This is a genomic window from Aquibacillus kalidii, from assembly GCF_014280935.1.
Taxonomy (GTDB): domain Bacteria; phylum Bacillota; class Bacilli; order Bacillales; family Amphibacillaceae; genus Aquibacillus_D; species Aquibacillus_D kalidii.
Genome location: NZ_JACLZI010000035.1, coordinates 45,823 through 69,645, shown reverse-complemented (window position 1 = coordinate 69,645; position 23,823 = coordinate 45,823). Strand labels below are relative to the sequence as shown.

The 23,823-nt window shown below is 36.8% G+C and carries 15 protein-coding genes; 8 read left to right on the top strand and 7 right to left on the bottom strand.

What is annotated here, in order from left to right; genetic code table 11:
- The first annotated feature begins 179 nt into the window (after positions 1 to 179).
- Entirely contained in the window at positions 180 to 6,170 is a 5,991-nt protein-coding gene (locus H7K77_RS07380; RefSeq protein WP_186577091.1) for a lamin tail domain-containing protein, read from the top strand.
- 39 nt (positions 6,171 to 6,209) lie between these two features.
- Here the strand turns inward: H7K77_RS07380 and H7K77_RS07375 are convergent, their stop codons facing one another.
- Complete coding sequence (locus tag H7K77_RS07375; protein WP_186577090.1) at positions 6,210 to 7,166, bottom strand: ribose-phosphate diphosphokinase; 957 nt, start codon at positions 7,164 to 7,166, stop codon at positions 6,210 to 6,212.
- Between the two features lie 331 nt (positions 7,167 to 7,497).
- Here H7K77_RS07375 and kynU point away from each other — a divergent pair, with 331 nt between their 5' ends.
- The 4 genes from kynU (at position 7,498) to H7K77_RS07355 (ending at position 11,866) form a co-directional block, all read left to right on the top strand.
- Positions 7,498 to 8,775 (top strand): kynureninase, encoded by a 1,278-nt coding sequence (gene kynU / locus H7K77_RS07370; protein WP_186577089.1) that lies wholly within the window; start codon positions 7,498 to 7,500, stop codon positions 8,773 to 8,775.
- Entirely contained in the window at positions 8,772 to 9,395 is a 624-nt protein-coding gene (gene kynB, locus H7K77_RS07365; RefSeq protein ID WP_186577088.1) for an arylformamidase, read from the top strand. The genes kynU and kynB overlap by 4 nt, the downstream gene beginning before the upstream one ends.
- Before the next feature lie 107 nt (positions 9,396 to 9,502).
- Positions 9,503 to 10,450, top strand: a complete 948-nt coding sequence (locus tag H7K77_RS07360) for an LCP family glycopolymer transferase (RefSeq protein WP_186577087.1) — start codon at positions 9,503 to 9,505, stop codon at positions 10,448 to 10,450.
- 369 nt (positions 10,451 to 10,819) lie between these two features.
- Entirely contained in the window at positions 10,820 to 11,866 is a 1,047-nt protein-coding gene (locus tag H7K77_RS07355) for a homoserine dehydrogenase (RefSeq protein ID WP_186577086.1), read from the top strand.
- 89 nt (positions 11,867 to 11,955) lie between these two features.
- On the opposite strand, the gene H7K77_RS07350 is transcribed toward H7K77_RS07355, so the two are convergent.
- From H7K77_RS07350 to H7K77_RS07340, 3 genes are all read right to left on the bottom strand, one after another.
- Positions 11,956 to 13,839 carry a PTS fructose transporter subunit IIABC gene (locus H7K77_RS07350; protein ID WP_186577085.1) on the bottom strand — a complete coding sequence of 628 codons (1,884 nt, stop codon included), beginning with the start codon at positions 13,837 to 13,839 and terminating at the stop codon, positions 11,956 to 11,958.
- Positions 13,840 to 13,864: 25 nt separating this feature from the next.
- The gene (locus H7K77_RS07345) at positions 13,865 to 14,617 is read right to left on the bottom strand and encodes a DeoR/GlpR family DNA-binding transcription regulator (protein WP_186577084.1); all 753 of its coding nucleotides are present in this window, start codon (positions 14,615 to 14,617) and stop codon (positions 13,865 to 13,867) included.
- Between the two features lie 494 nt (positions 14,618 to 15,111).
- Entirely contained in the window at positions 15,112 to 15,684 is a 573-nt protein-coding gene (locus H7K77_RS07340; RefSeq protein WP_407926421.1) for a ribonuclease H-like YkuK family protein, read from the bottom strand.
- Positions 15,685 to 15,918: 234 nt separating this feature from the next.
- Between H7K77_RS07340 and H7K77_RS07335 the strand changes: the two genes are divergently transcribed.
- The 3 genes from H7K77_RS07335 (at position 15,919) to H7K77_RS21495 (ending at position 17,896) form a co-directional block, all read left to right on the top strand.
- Positions 15,919 to 16,563, top strand: a complete 645-nt coding sequence (locus tag H7K77_RS07335; protein WP_186577083.1) for a M50 family metallopeptidase — start codon at positions 15,919 to 15,921, stop codon at positions 16,561 to 16,563.
- A gap of 170 nt (positions 16,564 to 16,733) precedes the next feature.
- Positions 16,734 to 17,234: a PTS sugar transporter subunit IIA gene (locus H7K77_RS07330; RefSeq protein WP_186577082.1), complete on the top strand. Its 501-nt coding sequence runs from the start codon at positions 16,734 to 16,736 to the stop codon at positions 17,232 to 17,234.
- 146 nt (positions 17,235 to 17,380) lie between these two features.
- The gene (locus tag H7K77_RS21495) at positions 17,381 to 17,896 is read left to right on the top strand and encodes an RDD family protein (RefSeq protein ID WP_186577081.1); all 516 of its coding nucleotides are present in this window, start codon (positions 17,381 to 17,383) and stop codon (positions 17,894 to 17,896) included.
- 65 nt (positions 17,897 to 17,961) lie between these two features.
- Here the strand turns inward: H7K77_RS21495 and H7K77_RS07320 are convergent, their stop codons facing one another.
- The 3 genes from H7K77_RS07320 to ppc all read right to left on the bottom strand — a co-directional run bounded on the left by H7K77_RS07320 (position 17,962) and on the right by ppc (position 23,651).
- On the bottom strand, positions 17,962 to 19,188 hold the full coding sequence (locus H7K77_RS07320) for a cation:proton antiporter (RefSeq protein ID WP_186577080.1): 1,227 nt from the start codon (positions 19,186 to 19,188) through the stop codon (positions 17,962 to 17,964).
- Positions 19,189 to 20,154: 966 nt separating this feature from the next.
- Positions 20,155 to 20,454: a spore morphogenesis/germination protein YwcE gene (locus H7K77_RS07315; RefSeq protein WP_186577079.1), complete on the bottom strand. Its 300-nt coding sequence runs from the start codon at positions 20,452 to 20,454 to the stop codon at positions 20,155 to 20,157.
- A 428-nt stretch (positions 20,455 to 20,882) separates the two neighbouring features.
- Positions 20,883 to 23,651 (bottom strand): phosphoenolpyruvate carboxylase, encoded by a 2,769-nt coding sequence (ppc, locus tag H7K77_RS07310; RefSeq protein WP_186577078.1) that lies wholly within the window; start codon positions 23,649 to 23,651, stop codon positions 20,883 to 20,885.
- Positions 23,652 to 23,823: the final 172 nt, after the last annotated feature.

Sequence of the window (23,823 nt, the reverse complement as noted above, 5' to 3'; positions counted from 1 at the left end):
AAGACTGTAAAAGAGAGGCAAAGTAAACTTAATTGAAACAAGAGTATTTAGTAAAGGTAGATAGTAATTTATAGGTAGATTAAATCTATAACTTTACATAGATTTACATTAGTTTTACGATCGCTTAAAGTTTGAGGCTTACAATACAAAGTATGACAAAAACTTACGAGGAGGTACATATGAAGAAGGTAACGAAGTCTCGACTTAGGAGAACGGTGTCATCTTTCTTAATTTTTTCCGTTATATTTATGAATGTTTCATTTATACTTCCAAGTGTTAGTGTTTTAGCTGAATCAGCCAATGATAGTGAGCAGGCAACCCAGGAATACTCACCACTACAACAAGAAAATACTCCAACTTCCCAGCAGGCTGATCAACCAGCCGAATCCACAGAATCTAGTAATCAAGACAAGGCAGAGCTTCCTTCACTGCCGTTTGAACAGGAAACTCCAACAACTGAGGAAACGACCACAGATCAAGACGACTCTGCAAAGCAAGTTGAAGAACAAAGTAATACAGAGGTCACTCCGAATGATGAGGCTGAAGCTTCATTAGAAAAGTCCAAACCGTCATTAGCTAGTCAGCCATCCACAGAAAATAAGGAGGAAGATGTTAGTACTGAAACGGAAGCTGCATCACAGCCCGAAGAAACTGTTGAGGTAGACTATAACCAATTAGCCCCTTTATTAATTACAGAAATAATGGCTAATAATGATGGTGCTGATAATTACGAGTATTTTGAAGTCTATAATAATACCAATCAATCTATAACGTTAGACCATTATCAATTTTTCTTGCGCTATACGGATGGTAGCGGTAAAGAAGATGTAGGCATGGATTTTGCCCCGACGACATTGCAAGCAGGCCAATCGATTGTTTTCTGGGCTAACAACGCAGGTAAAGCGTTAGAAGACTTTAATAATTATTATCAGAGTTCTCTAACGAAGGGACAAATAGTAGAATACACTGGTGCACCAGGTTTTTACAATAATGGTAACCGTGCCGTGGTTATAAAATCTAATGATAATAAAGATATAGTCCTAGCTAACTATCTAGCAGAGGATATTGCTAGCGGCAAGGTGATCGAATATAAGTATCCAGAGTCTGGTATAGAAATGAATAAATTTCAAGCTATTACGGAGCCTAAGCCAGGTAGTACGGTTAAGGAACAACTACCAGAGCAACCAGTTGATATTCCGACCCAAAGTGCACCCACTATCATTCATGAATCAATCCAAGAAATTGGGGTTGGGGAAGATTTAAAAATACAGGCACACATCACAGATGATACCGAAGATATTACTGCAAAGGTATTTTATCAATTACCAAATGATTCTAATTATCAAGTTATCAAAATGACAAAACAAGGTGATAGCTATGAAGCTATCATTCCAAAGGAAGAACTAGTCTCTAATTCTATAAGTTACTTGATTATGGTAACCGATCCGAATCATCGTATTACGTACCCAACGAATTTCCAGTCGCCTGTAGAAGTTACGATAAAGCAACCAGTGGAAGAAAGCTTTGACAGTTACCCACATCTACTCGTGACTGAACTCGCACCTAACTCCCAAGGTGGAGGAACAGATTACTTTGAGTACTTTGAAATCTATAACAATTCGAATCGGGCGCTCCCGTTAAATAATTATACATTCGTTTATCGTTATACGGATACTGGAAAGGAAGTTACGTTTCAAATTCCTGAAACGACAATCGAATCGCAACAAACGTTGGTCTTGTGGAATAACAATGGTGGAAAAACATTTGAAAATTTTAATAGTAATTTTGCTAGTGATTTAACTAGCAACCAAGTTATTGAAATCACGGATACAAACCTACCTGGTTTCGCAAACAGTGGGGACCGTGCTGTTGTGATAAAAGATAACCAAGGCAATGAGATTGTTGCCGCTTCTTATTTAAGTAAGGATAATGACAATAGTGGAAAGGATATACACTATACTTATCCGAAGCAAGGGACAGATATGGTCAAGATGGTCTCTCAAACTACACCAACACCAGGTGTTATCGAGGCTGAACAAGTTCCAACACAACCGGCTACCATTCCAGAAATCCCTGAGGATAACGAATCGCCAACAATTAATCATCAAGCTGTAAGTGAAGTTGATGCCTACTCTTCTATCCATATAGAGGCAATTGTGGAGGATAACACCGCTGTTCCAACGGCTACTATCTATTATAAATCCAAGGGAGACACTGATTTTAAGTCTTTGGCAATGAGTGTAGACGCAGTGACGCCGAACAAATACAGTGGTGAAATTCCTGGCGTGCAAGTAAAAGAAGACATCATTTACTTCATTGAAGCTAGTGATGGTATAAATACTACTAAGACTGAAGAAAAAACAATAACAGTTATCGAAGAAGATGTAGATTATAGTAAACTACCATCCTTGCTTTTAACAGAGGTAGTTCCAGATACTACAAATGTTGGTTCTGCTGATGGATATGAGTTCATTGAGATTTATAACAATACGGATCAACCTATAAGTTTAAAGGACTATAAAATCCAGTATCGATACGGAACAGATCCTGAAAGTGATATCGTATGGCCATCTATTCCAGAAGATGTAGAAATACCTTCTAAGGAAACGTTGGTGTTCTGGATTATCAATGGTCAAAATGATAACCAGACTGTTGCAGACTTTAATGCTAATTTCGGAACAAATCTTGTTGAAAATAAGGATATCGTTAGAATATACTCTGCAGGTATGTCTAACAGCAGTATGAGAGGATTGATTATTGCTAGTAACGCGGGGACTGAACTATCTGTAAGTTACTACAACGATGTAGAATCTGCGGATGACACTTTGCCAGACAAGGGGATTGTTTATAAATATCCAGTTGATGGAACAAATGTTATGGAAAAAGTTAGTGCAGGAGTTACCGATGCTACTCCTGGGACAGTGGAAGCATTTCAAGTTCCTAAGCAAACTGTTACTAAGCCTGTCGATACAGTAGATCCAACTATAGAAAATCTAACCGAGGTAACTGAGGTTAACCAAAAACAAGATATTCATTTGAGAGCAGATGTCAAGGATGATATTGCTGTTAAAACCGTGGAACTTTTTTACCGAACTAATGATCAAGAGGGTTTTTCTACAGCTTTATTGCAACAAGATTATGATGACTTGATGTACCATCACATTATTTATTCACCTGAGATTATTGCTAAGGAGTTTGTCGAATATTATTATGTCGTATCAGATGGTACGAACCAGGTTACGAGTGAAACGTTTCGAATTGATATAACAAGTGACTTGAGTGATGCGAGTTTACGTTTGAATGTTGAAAATGGAGAAGTTTTAACTAGAGATGTAGTTATAAAAGGGACATCAAAGAAAGATAGTCCAGACAATGTTAACCTGGCGATTGATGGACAGCAGGTAACAGAAAGCACATTTCAGTCGCTAGAGCACCCTGCATATTTTGCTTTTGAAGTAAGTGGAGTCAATACGTATTTTCAGAATGGTGTGACGATCGGCGACGAAGCAATTCAAATTTTTGATGACTGGATTGCACAGTGGCAGACGATTACTGTTCCGATTGGGGCAGATCAATTAGCGGTAGGGGAAAATGCGATAACGATTCGAGCAGGCACAAAAGCATCTCCATTTGATTTGGAATCAACGGATAATCGAGATGATTATAATGTTAGAAATGTTCGGTTAGTACTATCTGATGGGACCATACTTAAGGATGCAACATTTAGCAATCCAGAAGAGGTAATTGATATGGGGGATGACGGAAATTACCGACCATCTCAAGACTTTATTTTCAACGTAACTACAGAACAAGCGCAGTCTAAATCATATCTATGGGATACTACAAAATTTTCAGACGGTACACACGTAATTAGTGCTGTAGATCAAGACGAAGAGGTCAAGGCTGAGGTCTTGGTTGACAATACGGCACCAACTATAGTTTCTGAAATAGAAGACGGCAAGGAATATAAAGGTATAATTGATGTAGACATAGAAATCGTGGATGAGATTGCTGGTTTGGATAAAAGTGAAATTAAATTAGATGGCCAGACTATTACAACTCCATATCAAACTTCATCCGGAGAACTAACTGGTGGAGAACACAAGTTGGAAATATCGGCAACAGATAAAGTAGGGAATCATGTTGAAAAGACAATTACGTTTACTGTTGTTGATGAAAATCCACAATTGCCAGAGAGTGAATTAGAAACAGGTAGTCCTATTGAAGGAGATCCAGTTCTAAAGGTGAAGGTAACTGATCCAAATGGTGATCCACTCGATGTAGGCTTCTATCAGGGGTATCGTTATGATCCAAGTAATACCGAGTCAGTAAAATCCTATAGTAATGCCGCGGATGTGGAACCCCCGAATACTCAGGTACCATCTGGTGAAACAACATTAACAAAAGAGGATATTACTAATGTCTCAGAATTGGATCAGAAATACATGGTAACCGATTCTGTAGAGAAGTTTCCTTACCATCGTTTTGATGTAACGGTTGATAGTAATGTTGATGAGAATGATATTGTTGAATTGGTTTGGAACGGTAATTCTCTAGAAGGAAGAAAGGTGACGATGTATGCTTGGAACCATTCAGTTGGTGGATGGCAAATCATTGATTACCAAATAGCAGGACAAGAGGATTTTCAATTAAAAGGAACCGTTCCAGTTGGAGATTATGTTAAGAACAGTAAGGTAAATGTAATGGTCCAGGATGAAATACCTACTAGTCCAGAAGAATACGACTATACGTTTGTCTGGATGTCTGATACACAATATTACTCAGAAAGTTATCCAAATATTTATGAAAGACAAACACAATGGATTGCGGAAAAACAAGAAGAAATGAAAATTCAATATGTTTTCCATACGGGAGATTTAGTAGATGAGTATGACCAACCGTACCAGTGGGAGCATGCAGATACATTTATGAAGACTCTAGATGATGCCAACATTCCTTATGGTGTATTAGCAGGAAATCATGATGTTGGTCAAAAGACAAATGATTATACGGAGTATTACAAGTACTTTGGCGCTGACCGCTTTGAAGCTAAGCCATATTACGGTGATTCATACTTAAACAACCGAGGACACTATGATTTAATGTCTGTTGGTGGGAATGACTATATCATGGTTTATCTTGGATGGGGTGTTGATGAAGAAGGGCTTGATTGGGTTAATGAAGTACTAGCCGCTCATCCAGATCGTAAAGCGATTCTTAGCTTCCATGAATATTTGCAAGCAACTGGTACCAGACATCCACTAGGGGATAAAATTTATGAAAAAGTAGTGGTACCAAATGAAAATGTGTTTGCTGTTCTAAGTGGTCACTATCATGAGAGTCAGCTGTTGGTTGATGAGATTGATGATAATGGTGATGGGAAAGCTGACCGTAATGTTTATCAAATTCTAGCTGATTATCAAGCAGGTCCAGAAGGTGGACAAGGCTATATGCGTCTCTTACACTTTGACACAGACAATAACCGAATTATCGTTAACACGTACTCACCATATATGGATGATTACAATTATTATGATTCTGACGTGTATCCTGGTAAAGATGAGTTTGAGCTTTCCTTGGATTTACAACCGGAAGAAAAACGTGTAGCAACAGATTATTTTGAAGTGAATGTTTATACGGATAACGAAATCGGCAAAGTTAAGAATGTGTCTAGTGGTGATTATGCAGAGGTAACTTGGAAGGGGTTAGAAGAAGGGAAAACGTATTCTTGGTACACGGTCGCTTCTGATCAATTCACGGGTGAAACGAGATCAAACATCTGGTCATTCGTAAAAGGAAAGCAACTAGATCAAGAGCCACCGACTGACCCATCAGATCCTAATGATGGAGGAGAGGGCGGAGATAACCCAGAACCTAGTAATCCTGACCCAAGTAATCCAGAACCTAGTAATCCATCTGTACCAACACCAGGGGAACCTGATATTCCAAATGATCAACCTACTCATCATGACAGTGATCATGGGGATAATACAGAAAAGCAGATAGACCAAAGTGACAATCAATCTGGTAATACAGCGGATCATAATTCAGAACAAGGAAAAGATTTGGCTAATACTGCTACTACTATCTATAACTGGTTAGTACTGGGGATTAGTTTAATCGTTGCTGGATTTGCATTTCATGTTCATAACCGTAGAAAATTGATATAATCAAAACCCCCTTCGTTTGGTTGCGAAGGGGGTTTTACATTATTTTTCGTTCAATAAAGAACTTAATGATTTTTCTTCAAATACTCGAATGATAGCATCACTAATCAATGGAGCAACCGTTAATTCAGTAAGCTTATCGAATTTTTTCTCGTCATCAATTCGAATCGTATTAGTAACAATTAATTCCTTTACATCAGATTCCTGGATCTTTTCAGTTGCGGGAGTTGATAACACAGGATGGGAAGCACAAGCATACACTTCTTTTGCACCATTTTGTAATAGTGCATTAGCAGCGACAGTTATTCTTCTACCTGTATCAATAATGTCGTCCATAATAATAGCGATTTTACCATCAATATTACCTACAACATTGATTTCGGCAATGTTATGACGTGGGCCGCGACGATCAATAATGGCAATTGGTGCTTTTAAGTGGTCAGCTAACTGTCTAGCTCTTGTTACACTTCCATGATCAGGTGCAACGACTACAACGTCTTCTAAACTTTTCTGAATTAAATAATCTGCAAGAATTGGAATACTAGCAAGCTGGTCTACAGGAATGTTGAAAAATCCTTGAACCTGAGGTGCGTGTAAATCAACCGAAATTACTCTAGAGGCACCAGCCTTTTGGATAAGATCTGCAATTAGTTTTGCGGTTATTGGCTCACGAGCTCTTGCTTTTCGGTCCTGGCGAGCATATCCATAGTATGGAATTACAACATTTATTGTCCGAGCAGATGCTCTTTTTAATGCGTCAGTCATGATTAGCAATTCCATAATATGCTGATCAACGGGTTCACTTGTAGATTGGATAACAAAAACGTCACAACCTCGAATACTCTCTTCAATATTAATTTGTATTTCTCCATCGCTAAAGGTTTTAACCGAAGATTTACCTAGTTCAATTCCAATCGTTGATGCAATTTCTTCCGCTAGTGGTCGGTTTGAGCTTAGTGAAAACACTTTTAACTTTGAATCTTGATATCCATTAGACAAAATGGTCCCTCCCAATATGTACGTTCTTTATCTTTTTAACTAAAATGGAAATGTATACTCGACTTTAGTATGATTTGCAAGACTATTATTATGTAAAATCTTATCGTAAAAACACGATCTGTTCAAGTTATTAAGGGTTAACACAAATTAGGATATGCCTAAATTTGATAACTTTTCACTTATGATATACATGTGGAAAATGTGTTATTTAGGGAAGTTACTAGTCAAAATGCTATAGTTGAGAACTCTAAGCAACAAAACATGCGAAAATCGATTAAAATAGATGTAACGACTTTAATATCAAATCGACTACACTATTGGAGGGATTAAAATGATTGAAAAATATACACTTACCTATGCACAAAGCCTTGATAAGGAAGACCCTTTACATTATTTAAGAGATGAATTTTTTATCAAAAAAGACACAATTTATCTGGATGGTAATTCGTTAGGTTTATTGTCAAAGAGAGCGGAAAGTACCGTTGGGTCGATGATAGATGCTTGGAAGCAATATGGTATTGATGGTTGGACTAAGGGTGAAAATCCATGGTTTTATCTTTCGGAGGAATTAGGTAATAAAATGTCTGAATTAATTGGTGCTAAACCCGATGAGGTATTGGTAACTGGATCAACAACAGTGAACTTACACCAACTATTAGCTACTTTTTTTCAACCGAATGAAACAAAATTTAAAATTCTTGCAGATGAACTTAATTTCCCATCGGATATTTACGCTCTAAAAAGTCAATTACAATTAAGAAATATTAATCCAGTCAAAGGCCTAGTCCAGGTGAAGAGTCCTGATGGGCATTTACTTTGTGAGGATGACATTATCGAGGCGATGACGGAGCAGGTTGCGTTAATTGTCTTACCAGGAGTGTTGTATCGTAGTGGTCAAGTTTTAGACATGGAGCGGATAACAAAAGAAGCGCATAGTCGTGGTATTATTATAGGCTTTGATTTGTGTCACTCGATTGGTGCTATTCCACATGAACTGCATGATTGGGGAGTTGACTTTGCTTTCTGGTGTAATTATAAACACTTAAATGGCGGACCAGGAAGTGTTGGTGGATTATTTGTACACGAAAAGCATTTTGGAAAACAGCCAGGATTGGCCGGTTGGTTTAGCTCTAGGAAGGATAAACAATTTGACATGGAGCATGAATTAACAGCAGAAGTGCACGCGGGAGCTTATCAAATAGGGACACCACATGTGCTAAGTATTGCTCCAATTATTGGTTCATTAAGCTTATTTGAAGAAGCAGGTATAGACAGAATAAGAAACAAATCACTTCAGTTAACGAGTTACTTATTGGAATTGATGGAGCATGAATTGAGCGGATGTGGCTTTTCAGTGAAAAGCCCAGTGGAAGAGTCGAAACGAGGAGCACATCTATTTTTAGAACATAAAGAGGCAGCTCGTATTTGTAAGGCGCTAAAGGAAGAAGGGGTAGTCCCTGATTTCCGAGCTCCGAATGGTATTAGAATTGCACCAGTAGCTTTATACAATAGCTTTGCGGATGTATGGAGAACTGTTGCGATTCTGAAACAAATAATTAAAGAGCAATCGTATAAAAAATATACAAATGAACGAGGTATTATAGCATGAGTAAATGGATCGATATTTCACAACCCTTAACCGATGATATAGCTCACTGGCCAGAAGACCAACCTTTTTCGTACAAGACTACATATACGAAGCAGGAAACTGGTTCGGCAAACATTGGACAAATGACAGGTAGCTTACATTTGGGAACGCACGTTGATGCCCCATTTCATTTTGAAAATAACGGAGAAAAGATCATTGCTGTTGACGTTGATGTATATATTGGTGAGTCGATAGTACTCGACGTGTCCCACACATCAATTATCAAAGCAAGTACACTACAGGAGTTTGATCTAGAAGGGGTTGAACGGGTACTATTACGAACTTCGTTACCAAGTAACCCGAAACAATTTCCAGAAGAAATACCTGTTCTTGATCCTGATATTGCACCGTTCTTAGCAGAAAAGGGTGTTAAGTTATTAGGAGTAAACATGCCATCAGTCGATCCATTAGATAGTAAAGACCTATTCACCCATCATGCTTTATATGATAATGGCATTTATATTTTAGAAAACCTTGTATTGGAACATGTGGATGAAGGTGCTTACTTTTTGAGTGCGTTACCCCTTAACATCGTGGAAGGGGATGGAAGTCCTGTTCGGGCAGTAATTAAAAGATTATAACTCTAGTTATTCTGTGTGAAAAAAATATTCATTAGCTAGATATTTTTTTTGGGATTATAGTATAATATTTCCAAAACATGTTCCTTTAAAGGAGAAAAAGATTATTAATGGCAAAGAGTAGATTGTCTACTAAAAAAAGAAAGAAAAGACGTTGGTTAACTATTAGTCTGGCAGTGGTGTTCATGGTATTACTTGGAGGTGGTGGATTTATTTTCGCTGTTTGGAACAATGCAAAACAGACAGTAAATGATGAAATTCATCAACAAGTCGATACAATTGATACATCGATAGCGAAGCAGAAAATAGAAGATAAAGAGCCTTTAAATATATTATTACTTGGTGTTGATGAAAGAAGCACGGACGGTGGTCGTTCAGATGCCTTAATGGTATTGTCCCTTAATCCTGATGGTGATAGCATGCAAATTGTAAGCATCCCCCGTGATACACGAACGGAGATTGTCGGACGGGGAACCGAAGACAAAATTAATCATGCCTACGCCTTCGGTGGTGTTGATATGAGTATTAATACGGTCGAGAATCTATTAGATATCGAATTAGACTACTATGTTCGTATGAATATGGAAGGCTTATCAGGCATGGTTGATGCTGTTGGTGGAATTACAGTAAATAACGAACTAGATTGGTATGATGAGGGTTTTTATAAAAAGGATTACCACTATGCAAAAGGTGAACTTGAACTAAATGGAGCACAAACAATGGGGTTTGTTAGGATGAGACACTTAGATCCTGATGGAGACTTCGGAAGAACAAAACGTCAACGACAAGTCATTCAGGCAGTTATAGACAGAGGTGCTAGCATTAAATCTATTAATAAAATTGACGATATGATTGAAGTACTAGGTGATAATGTTGTTACGAATATGGATTTTAAGGATATGCAAGATCTAGTGCTAAATTACCGTGATACGCGCAAAAGTGTTGTTAGCTATATGATGCAAGGCACGGGGACCAAAATTGATGGTGTTTATTATTTAGTAGTTTCTGCTGAAGAAATAGAGAAAGTTCATAATATGATTAAGAAAGTTAAATCTTAATTAAGACAAGATTCTTCTTAGGCCCAAATCACTGTGATTTGGGCTTCTATTATTTCCTTTGAATGATTGTGGTTCTCTCGACTGTGGATGTAATGTAACAATTGGGAATTATTAGTGCAGAAAAATCGTAGGGATTGGAAATACCGCAACGATTGGGAATTATTAGTGGGGAAAAAATCGTAGGCTTTAAAAAAACGCAACGATCTATCTCTATTAGTATGCACTCTATTCCAATCTTTGTAATAAAATGGCAAAAAAAATCACAGATTATCTTTATCAAAAGGTTGCTAAATCTTAACGAGTAATTCGCCCAACAATCATAGATACTTTATAATATATTAGGATAGTAATAGGGAAGGGGCATACAAGATGGAAAATAAAACAACTAACATACCCATTGCCTTACTAGGATTGGGACAGGTTGGTCGGAATTTTATTAGTTTACTTTTGGAAAAGAAAGAGTTATTAAAACTAGAATATGGATTAGATATCTCACTTGTTGCAGTGGCAGATTCGTCAGGAGCAGTAATAGATCGTACTGGATTAGATCTGAAAAAGATTATTGATATCAAAGAAACGAAGAGGAAGGTAAATACTTATCAGGATGGAGAGTCCTTTATCGGAACCACCTTAGATGCTATAGAAAAATCTGGAGCTACCATTTTGGTAGAAGCTAGTCCGACAAATCTACAAAACGGTGAACCAGCAATTTCACATATTGCTAAATCGTTACAACATAAGATTAGCGTAGCTACATTAAACAAAGGACCAATTGTATTAAAATATCCAGAATTAGCAAAAATAGCACAAGCGAATAATAGTCAACTTAAATATAGTGGTGCAACTGCTGCGGCATTACCGACTTCTGATGTAGCTTTTTATAGTTTAGCAGGGACCACAATTTCTAGAATACACGGGATTCTAAACGGAACTTCAAACTATATTTTGTCTGAAATGTACAATGGGGAAATAGACTTGGAGTCAGCAATCAAAGAAGCGCAAGAGAAGGGAATTGCCGAGCATAACCCTAAGGCGGATTTAGAAGGATGGGATACGGCTGCTAAAACTTTAATTCTTGCTAATACGATTATGGGTGCAGAACTTAGTATAGATGATATTCATGTAGAAGGGATAACAGGCAGTACATTTGAAGCTGTGAAATCTGCTAAAAAAGCAGGGGGGAAGGTTAAATTAATCGGAGAAATAAGATCGATTGAAGGGAAAGTAGAAGCAAGTGTAGTATTAAAACAGCTCACAGCAGACCACCCTTTGTACAATGTAGAAGGTACAAATAAAGGAATTCACTATGTGACAGATACAATGGGGGATTTAACTGTTGTAGGAGGTAAATCAGATCCTCGTGCCGCAGCTGCTGCAGCATTAAAGGATGTTATACTAATTGCGACTAATAAGTAAATTGGAGAAGAGTTTGTTCTATCTTTGAGATCTTTTTGTAAATAGTGTGAATATAAAAAATGCCTGAGATGTACTCAGGCATTTTTGCATTAAATTTTATTTTTTTTCAAAATTCCTAGCATCAATGCGCTAACAATAGTACCAGCAAGAATGGCTAACAAGTAAAGTAAGGCACTTCCTTGTACAAGACCAATAACGAATATTCCTCCGTGTGGTGCTTGTGTACCAATATTAAATGCCATGGATAATGCACCTGCTACTGCCGAACCAGCTACGATTGACGGAATAACACGACCAGGATCTGCTGCAGCAAATGGGATTGCACCTTCTGTAATGAAAGAAAGCCCCATAACGATATTTGTTTTACCTGCATCGCGTTCTTCTTTTGTGAATTTTTTCTTGAATAAAAATGTTGCTAGAGCAATTCCTAGTGGTGGAACCATACCAGCTGCCATGATAGCTGCGTGTGGAGTTAAAAATCCATCAGCGATCATCGCAATACCGAATGTGTAGGCTGCTTTATTTACTGGACCACCCATATCAATAGCCATCATTCCGCCAAGAATAATACCAAGAATAATTGCGTTAGTAGAGCCCATTCCTTGTAACCAATCACCAAGCGCTGTATTGAACCAGCCAACTGGTTTATCTATAACGAAAAACATAGTCATACCCACCGCAAAAATACTTAATACTGGATATAAAAGAACTGTTTTAATACCTTCTAATGATTGCGGTAAATTTCTTAATAAATGTTTCAATCCAATAACAATATAACCTGCAAGGAAACCAGCGATAAGTCCACCTAAAAACCCAGATCCACCTTGTGCAGCCATAAAGCCACCAACCATACCTGGAGCGAGCCCTGGCCTATCAGCTATACTCATTGCGATAAAACCAGCCAACACTGGAACCATTAATCCAAATGCATTACCGCCTCCAATTGTGTGTAACGCTTCTGCAAATTGATTATAACCTTCTTTTCCTGGTATATGTGATTCAATACCGAAGATAAATCCAAATGCAATCAGGATACCGCCACCAACTACGAATGGTAGCATATGTGATACACCGTTCATGAGGTGTTTATAAAATGCGTTAAATGGATTTCCAGTTGACGAACTGGATGACGAATTGGAATTAGCAGTAGAACCGCTGCCCTTGTAAGGCGCAACATTTCCACTTAATGCTTTTTCTATAAGTTCTTTAGGTCTCCGGATACCATCGGCAACTGCTGCTTCTATAACGGGTTTACCATGGAAGCGATCCATATCTACCTTCGTGTCAGCTGCTACAATAATAGCATCAGCGTTTTTAATTTCTTCTTCAGTTAGAACGTTTTTAGCACCACCAGAACCTCTAGTTTCTACTTTAATATCTACACCAAGTTCAGCAGCTTTTGCCTTTAATGAATCCGCTGCCATAAACGTGTGTGCAATCCCAGTAGGACAGGCAGTAACAGCAAGGACTTTTTTCTTCGCCATACTACTAACACCTCCGTTATCTTGCGCAATTCGTTCTTGTTCCTTTTTATTGATTGCTTCAAAAATTTCAGACTCAGAATTAGCCTGTAGTAACTTTTGCCTAAATGAATCATCCATTAACATACCGGATAAGCGAGCTAATGTTTCGAGGTGATCATTATTTGCACCTTCTGAAGCGGCAATCATGAAAAATAGATTACTAGGTTTGCCATCTAATGCTTCAAATTCCACACCCTGTTGTGATCTACCAAATGCGATTGATGGCACCTTTACCGCCTTTGTTTTAGCATGAGGAATAGCTATGCCATCACCTATCCCAGTTGTAGTATGTTCTTCACGTTTAAGGATTTCATTTTTAAATACTTTCTTATCTCTTAATCTCCCAGCTTGGTCCAATTTTTCTATTAATTCATCTAAAACTTCCGATTTTGAATTGGATTGAAGGTTTAATATCATTGTGTCTGGTTTTAATAAATCAGTAATTTTCATTGTACTTGCCTCCTAAGCGTGAAAGTTAAATGTTAACCATTTTAACTTCGGTTTCAGAACTAAATTCGTTGTATGTCTCTAAGTCTAGTTGGTTTGTAATAATAATGGCATTTTTTAAATCAGATACTTTAGAAAAGGTAACTTCCTGGAATTTGCTAGCGTCGGCCAGGACATAAACTTTTTGTCCAAGATTGACGGCAAGTGCTTTAACAGCTGCCTCTTGAGGATCCGGTGTCGTATAACCAAAATCTAAATGAATGCCGTTTACACCGATAAAGCTTTTATCAAATCTAAATTGTGATAATGTCTCGGTAGCCTTTGGTCCTATTAATGCATTTGTCTTTCTTTTGATTAATCCACCAATTAAATGAGTGTCAATTTCTAGCTCTAGTAATGCTTGGGCTAGATTTAACCCATTCGTTACAACTGTGATATCCTTTGCTGATAAGTGCTTGATCATTTGATACGTTGTTGTACCAGCGTCTAAGAAAATACAGTCACCATTTTGTACAAGTCCTGCAGCATTGCTTGCGATTACATCCTTTTCTTTCAAATACTTGGTGGATTTTTCAGTTAAACTAGGTTCCTCTCCTTTTTGATGTAAATTAGAGGCACCACCATGTACTCGACGTAATTTTTTTTCCTTTTCTAATTGACTTAGATCTCGACGTATAGTTGATTCGGAAGAGGATAGTTGGTCAACAAGTTCTTGGATTGTTACAAAATCTTTTTTATTTAATAGTTCCAGAATTTTTGATTGTCGTTCAATTGTTAACACTCTTAACACACCTTTCTTTACCAGTACATTTTAAAAGCGGTTACATTTAATATTTGATTTTATATTTCTTGTTTTGGTTTCTTTGATTATATATTAACTCAAGCGCTTACAAAAATCAATCACTTTCTTTCATAAACAATCATTTTATTTCAAAAACATTAAAATAGCGAAAGGATTTAAGTTAATAAAAGTGAAAAATAATCAAAAACAGTCATTTCTGATCGTGGTGACGTTCAGATTGTTTAAGTTTTCATCCTATATTTTCAGGTCTTATCTTTACACCGTTGTATTGTTCCCGAATCTAATAAAATGCGTCATCAAAAAACAGATATGCGTTGCTTTGACAGTTTATTGCGTGTGTTAGGTGATATTTGCGTCAATTCAAAGGCTATATCAACCATTATTTCAAAGGAATGCGTCAATAGACAAAAATAGCACAAATAAAAAGTAGAAGAGAGTATCTCATGGATGTTGAGATACTCTCTTCTACCGTTCTAAAACTTTAGAAACTTTTTCGGGTATTTCGTATATCTGTTTGCATAACCAGAAGCAACAATCGATTCAGGTTTGACTACAGGTTCAAGTCCTGCAGACTCAATTCTTGCCATCATCTCACTAGCAATAAAGCGTGTTAACGACCTTTTTTCTAATCCTACGTCAATATGGCCTTCCATCGTAAAGGAACTGCCTTTGTACAAATTAGGTAAAATAATATCTATTAATTTGTTTTTATGTTCTTTCGTAAACAGATAGGCAACTTGTTCTGTAAGTGTTGTTTCCATAGAGATTTTTTCATGAAGGTTTAAATATTTGCGCTTGAATTTGATTGGAACAATACAAGCCCATGCACCTTTGCCTTTTCTTTGGATCACAATTCCTGTGATAAAAAGTGTATGAAATTTATGAACCTGGGAATCGGTTCCGACCATTAGGCGATAATTGCCCTTTGGGTCTTGTTTCATAAATTGTACAATATGTGTGAAAACATCTTCAAAGGACATGTTGTCTTTTGAAAGATTCATAAATGGTTGCCCATCTACGAAAGAAAAGTCATCCTCCATTATCATCTTTGTACTCCTTCCCATTATTTAGGGCGTTGGGATTAGGTACTACCTTTAAGGCAATCTGGATATTTTATTAGGGGATATGTTTATGGATTATTAGCTGGTAGCATAGTTAATTCAGTATATTCTTTCTTATGAAACATGTGTTTACCGTTATGACTTAGAAACAGACGTTTTAACTTTTATTAAAAGTGGGAAAAATGTATGGTAATAATCAATTCGAAGGAAGGATTCAGGGTGAACCTAATTTACTATATGATAGGAGCAATTATATTAATAAAAACGCCATTTATCGGAACTTATATAAGATTAATTAATACGATTACACATGAAATATGGCATGTTGTTATCGCTAGTGTTACGGGTGGGAAGGGTCACCGAATAGCATTAAATAGAGATACATCTGGATATGCGATTACAAGTAATGCTTCTTGGATAAGTAGAGTTTTAACAGCCTATGCAGGGTACACTGGAGCATCGATAACAGCACTGTTATTATTTTATTTATTAAACGAAGGGCGCTATTCTGCTGTTCTAACACTTTACTTAGTTATTGCAGCTATAGCTAGTGTTTTGTGGATTAGAAACGTATTTGGGTTTCTTTGGACTAGTTCATTCGTAATATTGATTTGGCTGCTCTTGAATCACTCGATGGATATACTTATTATTCATATTAGTTATATGTTAGCCGCGATTATCCTTGTAGAATCAATCCTTAGTGCCAGTCATATTTTGAGAATAAGTTTCTTTGAACCTAAAAATGCAGGAGATGCAACTAATTTACAGAAGGCGACATTAATACCAGCTGTTATTTGGGGAACTGTATTTTTTGTGCAATCTGTTTATATTGGTTATCAAATTTTATTGTGGTTTAATACTTAGTAGAAGAGGAATATCTATGGTAGGTAGGAATGATTTACTTGATGTATATACAAGTAGTATAATGTACTTAAAGCAAATTAATCTATTTGAGAATTGCAAGTGTAACCAATGAAAAATATAAGGAATCTAATTGCTTATTTCTATGGACTAAGATCTTAGGAGGAATCCACTTGTTTAAATCACTATTTAAAAAGAATAAGGAACCAAAGGATACAATACTTGTAGCACCACTAACAGGAACCGTAGTCCCACTAGAAGATGTCCCTGATAAAGTATTTGCGGAAAAAATGATGGGGGATGGCCTAGCGATAAAGCCGACGGATAACAAGGTTGTTTCACCTCTAGATGGAGAAGTTGTAGATGTCTTTAATACAAAACATGCGATCTCCTTCCGATCAAATGAAGGCGTAGAGTTGCTCATACATATGGGGCTCGAAACGGTCAATTTGAAAGGTGAAGGCTTTGATATTAAGGTGTCAGCAGGTCAAAAAGTAAAACAAGGCGATGTATTAGCTGACTTTAATTTAGAACAAATAAACAATAGCGGATACAACACCATTACACCAATTATTGTGTTAAATGGAGATGACTTCGAAATTGCTGAATCTAACACATCAGGAACAGTTTCAGCAGGTGAGCAGGTTATTGCAAAGGTTATCTCTAAAGAATAATGGTCAAAAAGGCTTGCCTCACACGGGGCTAGTCTTTTTTTGAACCCGCAACGTTAGTTCTCACCGATCAGTTAGTAACAATCGACAAGAGTTTTCGTGCTAATTATGCTATTATTAGACAATAAGGCTGAAAGGATCTGAGTGGTGTGGAAAAGAGTAAACGGCTTATAGAATGGCAGAAACTCTATAATGAGGTAAGATATTCTAATCGGAATGATAGTCAACATTCTGATTTAACTCCATTGAAGCATCAAAGCGAACAAAATGAGGAGGAAACATTTATTGGTTTCCAAAAGCGCCTGTTTGCTTTTTGCATTGATAGTCTCATCCTCAGTATTTTAGTGCTAGAAATCGCCAACTTTTATCTACTTTTTCTACTCATCTCGCTCTACTATGCTGGTATGACAGCTTCTCCATTAAGAGGAACGCTAGGAAAGATGTCAATTGGTGCCGTGGTTGTGGATGGGGATGGCAACCAGATTACGTTTATTCGTTCATTGCTCCGTTTTTATGCTTATTTCATTTCTTCTGCATTATGCTTTCTTGGTTATGTTATGATTTTTTTCGACTTTCAGCATAAATCGCTTCATGACTTTTTATGCAAAACGTATGTAGTGAACAGAGATGTTATCGATTCTAACTCAAGTGAATTGGTTGAATAATAAATAGAGCCCTTCGTTAATAGGTAGCGAAGGGCTTACTTTTATCTGTTTTGTACGGAGAGTGTTTAATTTTTAGTTGATAAACCAAGCTTCTTTATTAAAGGCTTAATTGTCAGACCTTGTATTATTAACGAAAATAACACAACAGAGAAAGTAAGTAACAAAACGGTTTCTCTTCCTTCAAAGCTGTAAGGCAAGCTTAACGCAAGTGCAATGGACAAGCTCCCTTTTAACCCACCCCAATTTAGGAGAATCCGTTCTTTACGGTTTAACTCTTTCGTATGCAATGTACTAACGTAGAGTGCTACAAGTCTTCCGAGTAATACAATTAGAATAGCAAGGGCAATAATATCCCAATGTCCTGTAAAGTCTATATTTCTAATTTCTAGGCCGATCAATAAGAAAATAATCGAGTTTGCAATTAGGGTGATGACATCCCAAAACGTATTAATGTTCGTTTTTGTTTCTTTAGACATCCCAATTTTACCACCATAGTCACCGAACACAAATCCACCAGCAACTACTGCAATTACCCCTGATACATGAATATGTTCAGCTATAAAATAACTTCCAAAGAATAGTAAGGCAGAAATGGCAATTTCGTAAGGGTAGTCATCGTATAGCCTAATAATTTGCGAGAAAATATAGCCTAACACTATCCCTAACAAGGCACCACCAATACTAAACTTTAAAAACATGAAAATCCCGTTGCCTAAACCTTGCCAACCTAGCTCTATATAAGATAACAAATAAATAGAAGAAATTTGGAAAAGGACAACAGCAATCCCGTCGTTGAATAAAGATTCCCCTTCCATTACAGTAGAAATTTTCTTGGATACCCCGACTGATTTAAAAATCGACAGTACACTGATAGGGTCAGTCGCGCTCATCAAGGCTGCGAATGTAAAGGCAACTGGAATGGATAGCCCGATGATAAAGTGGGAGGTAAATCCAATTACGATAAATGAAAGAAAAGTACCTGCAAGTGCCATAGATGCTACTTCTTTTTTATATTGAAGTAAATGGTGAAATGGTAGCTTCAAAGTCGCATCACCAAGTAAGATTGGCAAAAATAACGAAATAATAATAGCTTGAAAAACCTCTGATTGTGTAATGAATACTTCTGCATCATTCATTAGTGGGATTGGAACGTCAGTGATACCTAAAATTAGCCCGACAAAAACCAGTGCAATTGTGTACTGTAGATTCAAGCGTTTGGCTATACCAATTACAGTGATGGATATTGCCAACAGGATTAGTAATTGTATGAATACTTCATTGAATTCGTGCATGTTTCTCCCTCCAATATGTATGTAAGGTAACTATACCAATTAGGATTGATCTTATCTTTGTTATTATTCAGGCGCTTTTATTGTTATAAAGTTTGCCAGTAGGAAGGCAATGGTAAGAAGTCCCACAAAAGCGTAAAAAGGCAATGAATGTATGCCGTTAGTCTGATAAATGAACAGATATAATCGGACCGACGCTCGTACCCATGAATAATACAAGTGTGTAAATCAAAGTGACTAGTCCCTTTGATTTTCCCCCGAGTTGGCCAATCAATGAGATAGGAGTAAGGATGAAATTGCGATACCACTTACAAAGAACATAGAAGAATACAGTTCTAGCCAATGCGAACTCTTGATTAGAATTTCATAAAGCATTGAAAAAGTGGAGATGAAGGGAATTGGATATCCACACATGATTGACATTCTGCAAAAAATAATACAAATGTCATGAAAGGATAGTTAGATGGATTAACTAAAGTAGTTTACTTGGTCCATCGTTTTCATCTTCTTTTACCCTTAAAATACCATTATAATCTTGATCGATGTTTACTGTCACTTAAAATAGGACTATTTTTCTTATTATGTTTTAAGTATATAAAAGTGTGGTAATAAGAAGAGGAGAGGATAATCTTTCTAGAAGTTTTTAGTTTAGAGAGGCTGTATAACTAAGGGTGGTAATAATCCCCTAACAACATTAATTCTATCGTAATAAAGGGATCCACCAAAAAGCGGATAAAAACTCCGACTTTAGATGTATGACAAATAACAATTTTATTGTTATAACTAATATAGAAGCTAAAATATTAGCTTAAACTACCTGGGTGATTAGCATGAATTCACCCAGAAATCGCATGGATTGTTTGACCAAAATGACCTCCCAAGTGATTTTGTCTCCCATGCGATCATACATAGAAACCCCCTCGATAAATCGTATTGAGGGGGTTTATTTTTTGGTTTTTTTTAAAAAAGTTAGTTCCTAGACAAAGTCATCCGCCTTGATGTAAGGTAATCTCCACGGAGTTTTAGCGATTTTCTTGCTTCTAAAAGCATGATGGTAAATGCGATATGGCCATATAAAATGTTTCCATAGAATATAATCCACAAATAAAATTGACTTGGGTCAATTCCAGTTGTCACAAATTTCATAAATACAAACCAAGATCCAAGAACTAACGGAATTTGGACAATCGCTGTTTTTTTCCAATTGTCAGCCCATAAAACCAATGGTGTTACACTAAAGATCAATAAGAATATCAATAATACATCCATGTCAAAATCCTCCTTGGAATTGTTGCTTTATTATAGTTTTGTAAGTGTTTACATTTATTATACCATCATGTTCACAAAAATGTAACATTTAATTCGAAAATTTGTAACAATTAGGTGTTGACTATTATTATTTGTATGAGAAATATAATTAATTGATACATGACATGACAGGATTAGGTTTGTTGTTGTTTTTATTGAACTAAAGGATTACTGGCATTGAGATGTCCGCTTTGAGGGGACGAACAGAAGCACTTAGGTTAGAAGGGTAAACAAACTAAGTGGGGAAACTGTTTATTGCTAATTCGTAATTTTAATAAATGGTTGAGTGTTAAAATTGAAGTTGAAAGAGGATGTTTTTGTTATAGCTAAAAAAAAGACTGATTCCATGGCGTTAACCATGAATCAGTCTTGTGTTAGTGTAATCTAAATCAACCTGTGTTACGAAGTCCTGCTGCCACACCATTGATCGTTAGTAGTACCTCAGTTAGTAAGTCTTCTGCTTTCTTATCGTCGTCACTACCACTGCGTAGTAAAGAAATGAGATCAACCTGGAATAAGTTTAGCGGATCTACTAATGGATTTCGTAAGCGGACGGATTCTTTTAAGTTTGTTTTATGATCCATAAGCTCCGCTTGACCCGTTATTCTAAGAACGATATCTTTAGTCAAATTGTATTCATCGGTAATTTGATCGAAAATACGTTTTCTAACTTCTTCATCATTAACCATTTTCGTATATTCTTCAGCAGTCGCAAGGTCTGCTTTGATTAAAGCCATTTGCAGATTGTTAATCGTAGCTTGGAAGAATGGCCATGTTTTATACATGTGCTGCAATAGCTCAATATTGTTAGATTCATCAATGAATCTTTGTAATCCAGAACCAGCCGCATACCATGCTGGTAGAAGTTGACGACTTTGTGTCCATGCAAATACCCAAGGGATTGCACGTAAATCCTCAAATCGGTCACTACCTTTACGTTTCATTGGTCTTGAACCGATATTCAAGTCACCAAGCTCGTGCAATGGTGTCGCTTGATTAAAGTAACTCAAGAAACCTGGATCATTAAAGACAAGTGATTGATATTTCTCTAGCGCGTAAGTGGAGATATCATCCATCGCTTTTTCTGCCTCTGCAGATTGCAGGTGTCTTTGCTCTGAAGTAGAACTATTAATACCCATAATTGCAGTCATCATAGTTGATGTTGCTTGTTCTAAACTACGGTAAGCTATATCAGGTAATAGGTACCTAGACGATAGTACCTCACCTTGTTCCGTGATTTTCACACCATCTCCTAATGTTACTGGAGGTTGAGATAACAGACTAGAATATAGCGGACCGCCACCACGGCCTAATGATCCTCCGCGTCCGTGGAAGTATTTCAATTTAACTCCATAGCGAGAAGCGATATCATGGATATCTTGTTGTGCTTTGTATAATTCCCAGTTAGCTGTTAGTGTACCACCATCTTTACTACTGTCAGAGTATCCTAACATAATTTCTTGTAAATCTTTACGTGCTTCTAGATGCTTGCGGTAAAGTGGAATACTAAATAGCTGTTCAATCATTCCTGGTCCATTCTTCAAGTCATCAATCGTCTCCAAAAGTGGTGCAACGTGAATTCGACTTACCACTTTTCCATCTGGATATACGCGGTATAGTCCTGCTTCCTTAGCAAGTACTAAAACCTCAAGTAAGTCACTTACGGAAGTAGTCATGCTAATTAGATAAACCTCGATCGCTCGCTGACCAAATGTGTCCTGAGCGCGTTTGATCATTCTAAACGTATTAATTACTTCTTGTGTCTCGTCCGTAAATTCATCGTAGATAGAAATCATCGGTCTAGGATCTTCTAGTACTTCAATTAGTGTATCTACTTTTTTCTTCTCATCTAACGCTTTATAATCGCTAGCTATTTTCACTTTGTGTAAAATTTCAGTGATCGCTGATTCATGCTCACCGCTATGATTTCGAATATCTAACGATGCTAAATGGAATCCGAATAATTCTACTTGGCGAATTACTTTGCGCAATAGCTTGATAGGATTGTGATTAGGATGATGGTTTGTTAAACTGGTTTGAATCATATATAAATCATCTAATAATTCTTCGGCACTTTGGTATCCTAAGTCACTGTCTTGTGCAGTGAGCTCTAGCTTTTTAAGCATTAAGGAAACTTTAACACGGTAAACTTCATCCTCTTTATGCCATCCGCGTTCGTTTAATTTTTCTTGGTCTTGTTTAATAGAAGTAGTTATTTCATCATCAATGGTAACTTTTTTTGCAGAATGACTTAAAAGATCCTTTAAATCCTTTAATGATTGCTTATATTTTTTCAATACTAAAGCACGATGTGTTTTTAATGTTTCAAATGTTGTCGTTGCTTTCACATTAGGATTTCCATCTCTGTCCCCACCGATCCATGAACCGAATCGTAGGAAAGAAGGCACCTGCCAACGCTTATTATATTTCTCAAAAAGTAAATCCTCTAAATCTTGATGTAGTCGTGGTAGCACATCAAATAGTACCTTATCAAAATAATAAAGCCCGTTTGAAACTTCCTTCATTACGGAAGGTTTCTTTTCTCTTATTTCTTCAGTTTGCCAAAGAATTGTAATTTCATTTTGAATGGTTTCTTGAATCACTTTCTTCTCATAACGAGTATAAGCGTAATCCCAAGACTTTAACAAATTAGCTATGCGCTGATGGATTTGTAAAATAGTCCTTCGAGTAGCCTCGGTAGGGTGCGCAGTAATTACGAGTTCTAAAGATAATGTCTCGAGTAAGCTTGAAATCATATCTGGTGTGACGTCATTGCTGATTAATGTATTAACACCATCTTCTAGAGAACCTGGCTGGATAATATTCGTATCCTGCGCTTGATATTCGCGACGACGGCGGCTGCGGTAATTTTGTTCTGCGATATTAAACAAATGTAAGTTAATAGCAAACGCACGTATAACATTTTGGCGTAATGACGGGTCTAAACTATTAATCTCTGTTTTAATCTGCTTGTAAATAGCTTGATCTTGTGTTTCACGTAAATTGATGGAAAGAGATCGAATTTTGTTTACTTTTTCAAGTAATACTTCTCCACCCTCGTGCAATAGTACGTTATCCAGTAATTGACTTAAATAGTCTACATCTCTATGGAGAGAGACAGTGCTTTTTTGTTCTGTTTTAGTTTCCAAACGGTGCACGTCCTTTCAAATTTTGTCTAAGTAAGTGTTTGAATTTTGGTGCTTACGATAAGTCGTTGTCCATGTGGATATCGATTGGGATAGGTTAAAGTAAGAAACTTCAGAATATTATCGGTATGTTTCTATTTATTTGTACCCGAAAACAAAGCTAAATAATCTTTGTTTAGCATAT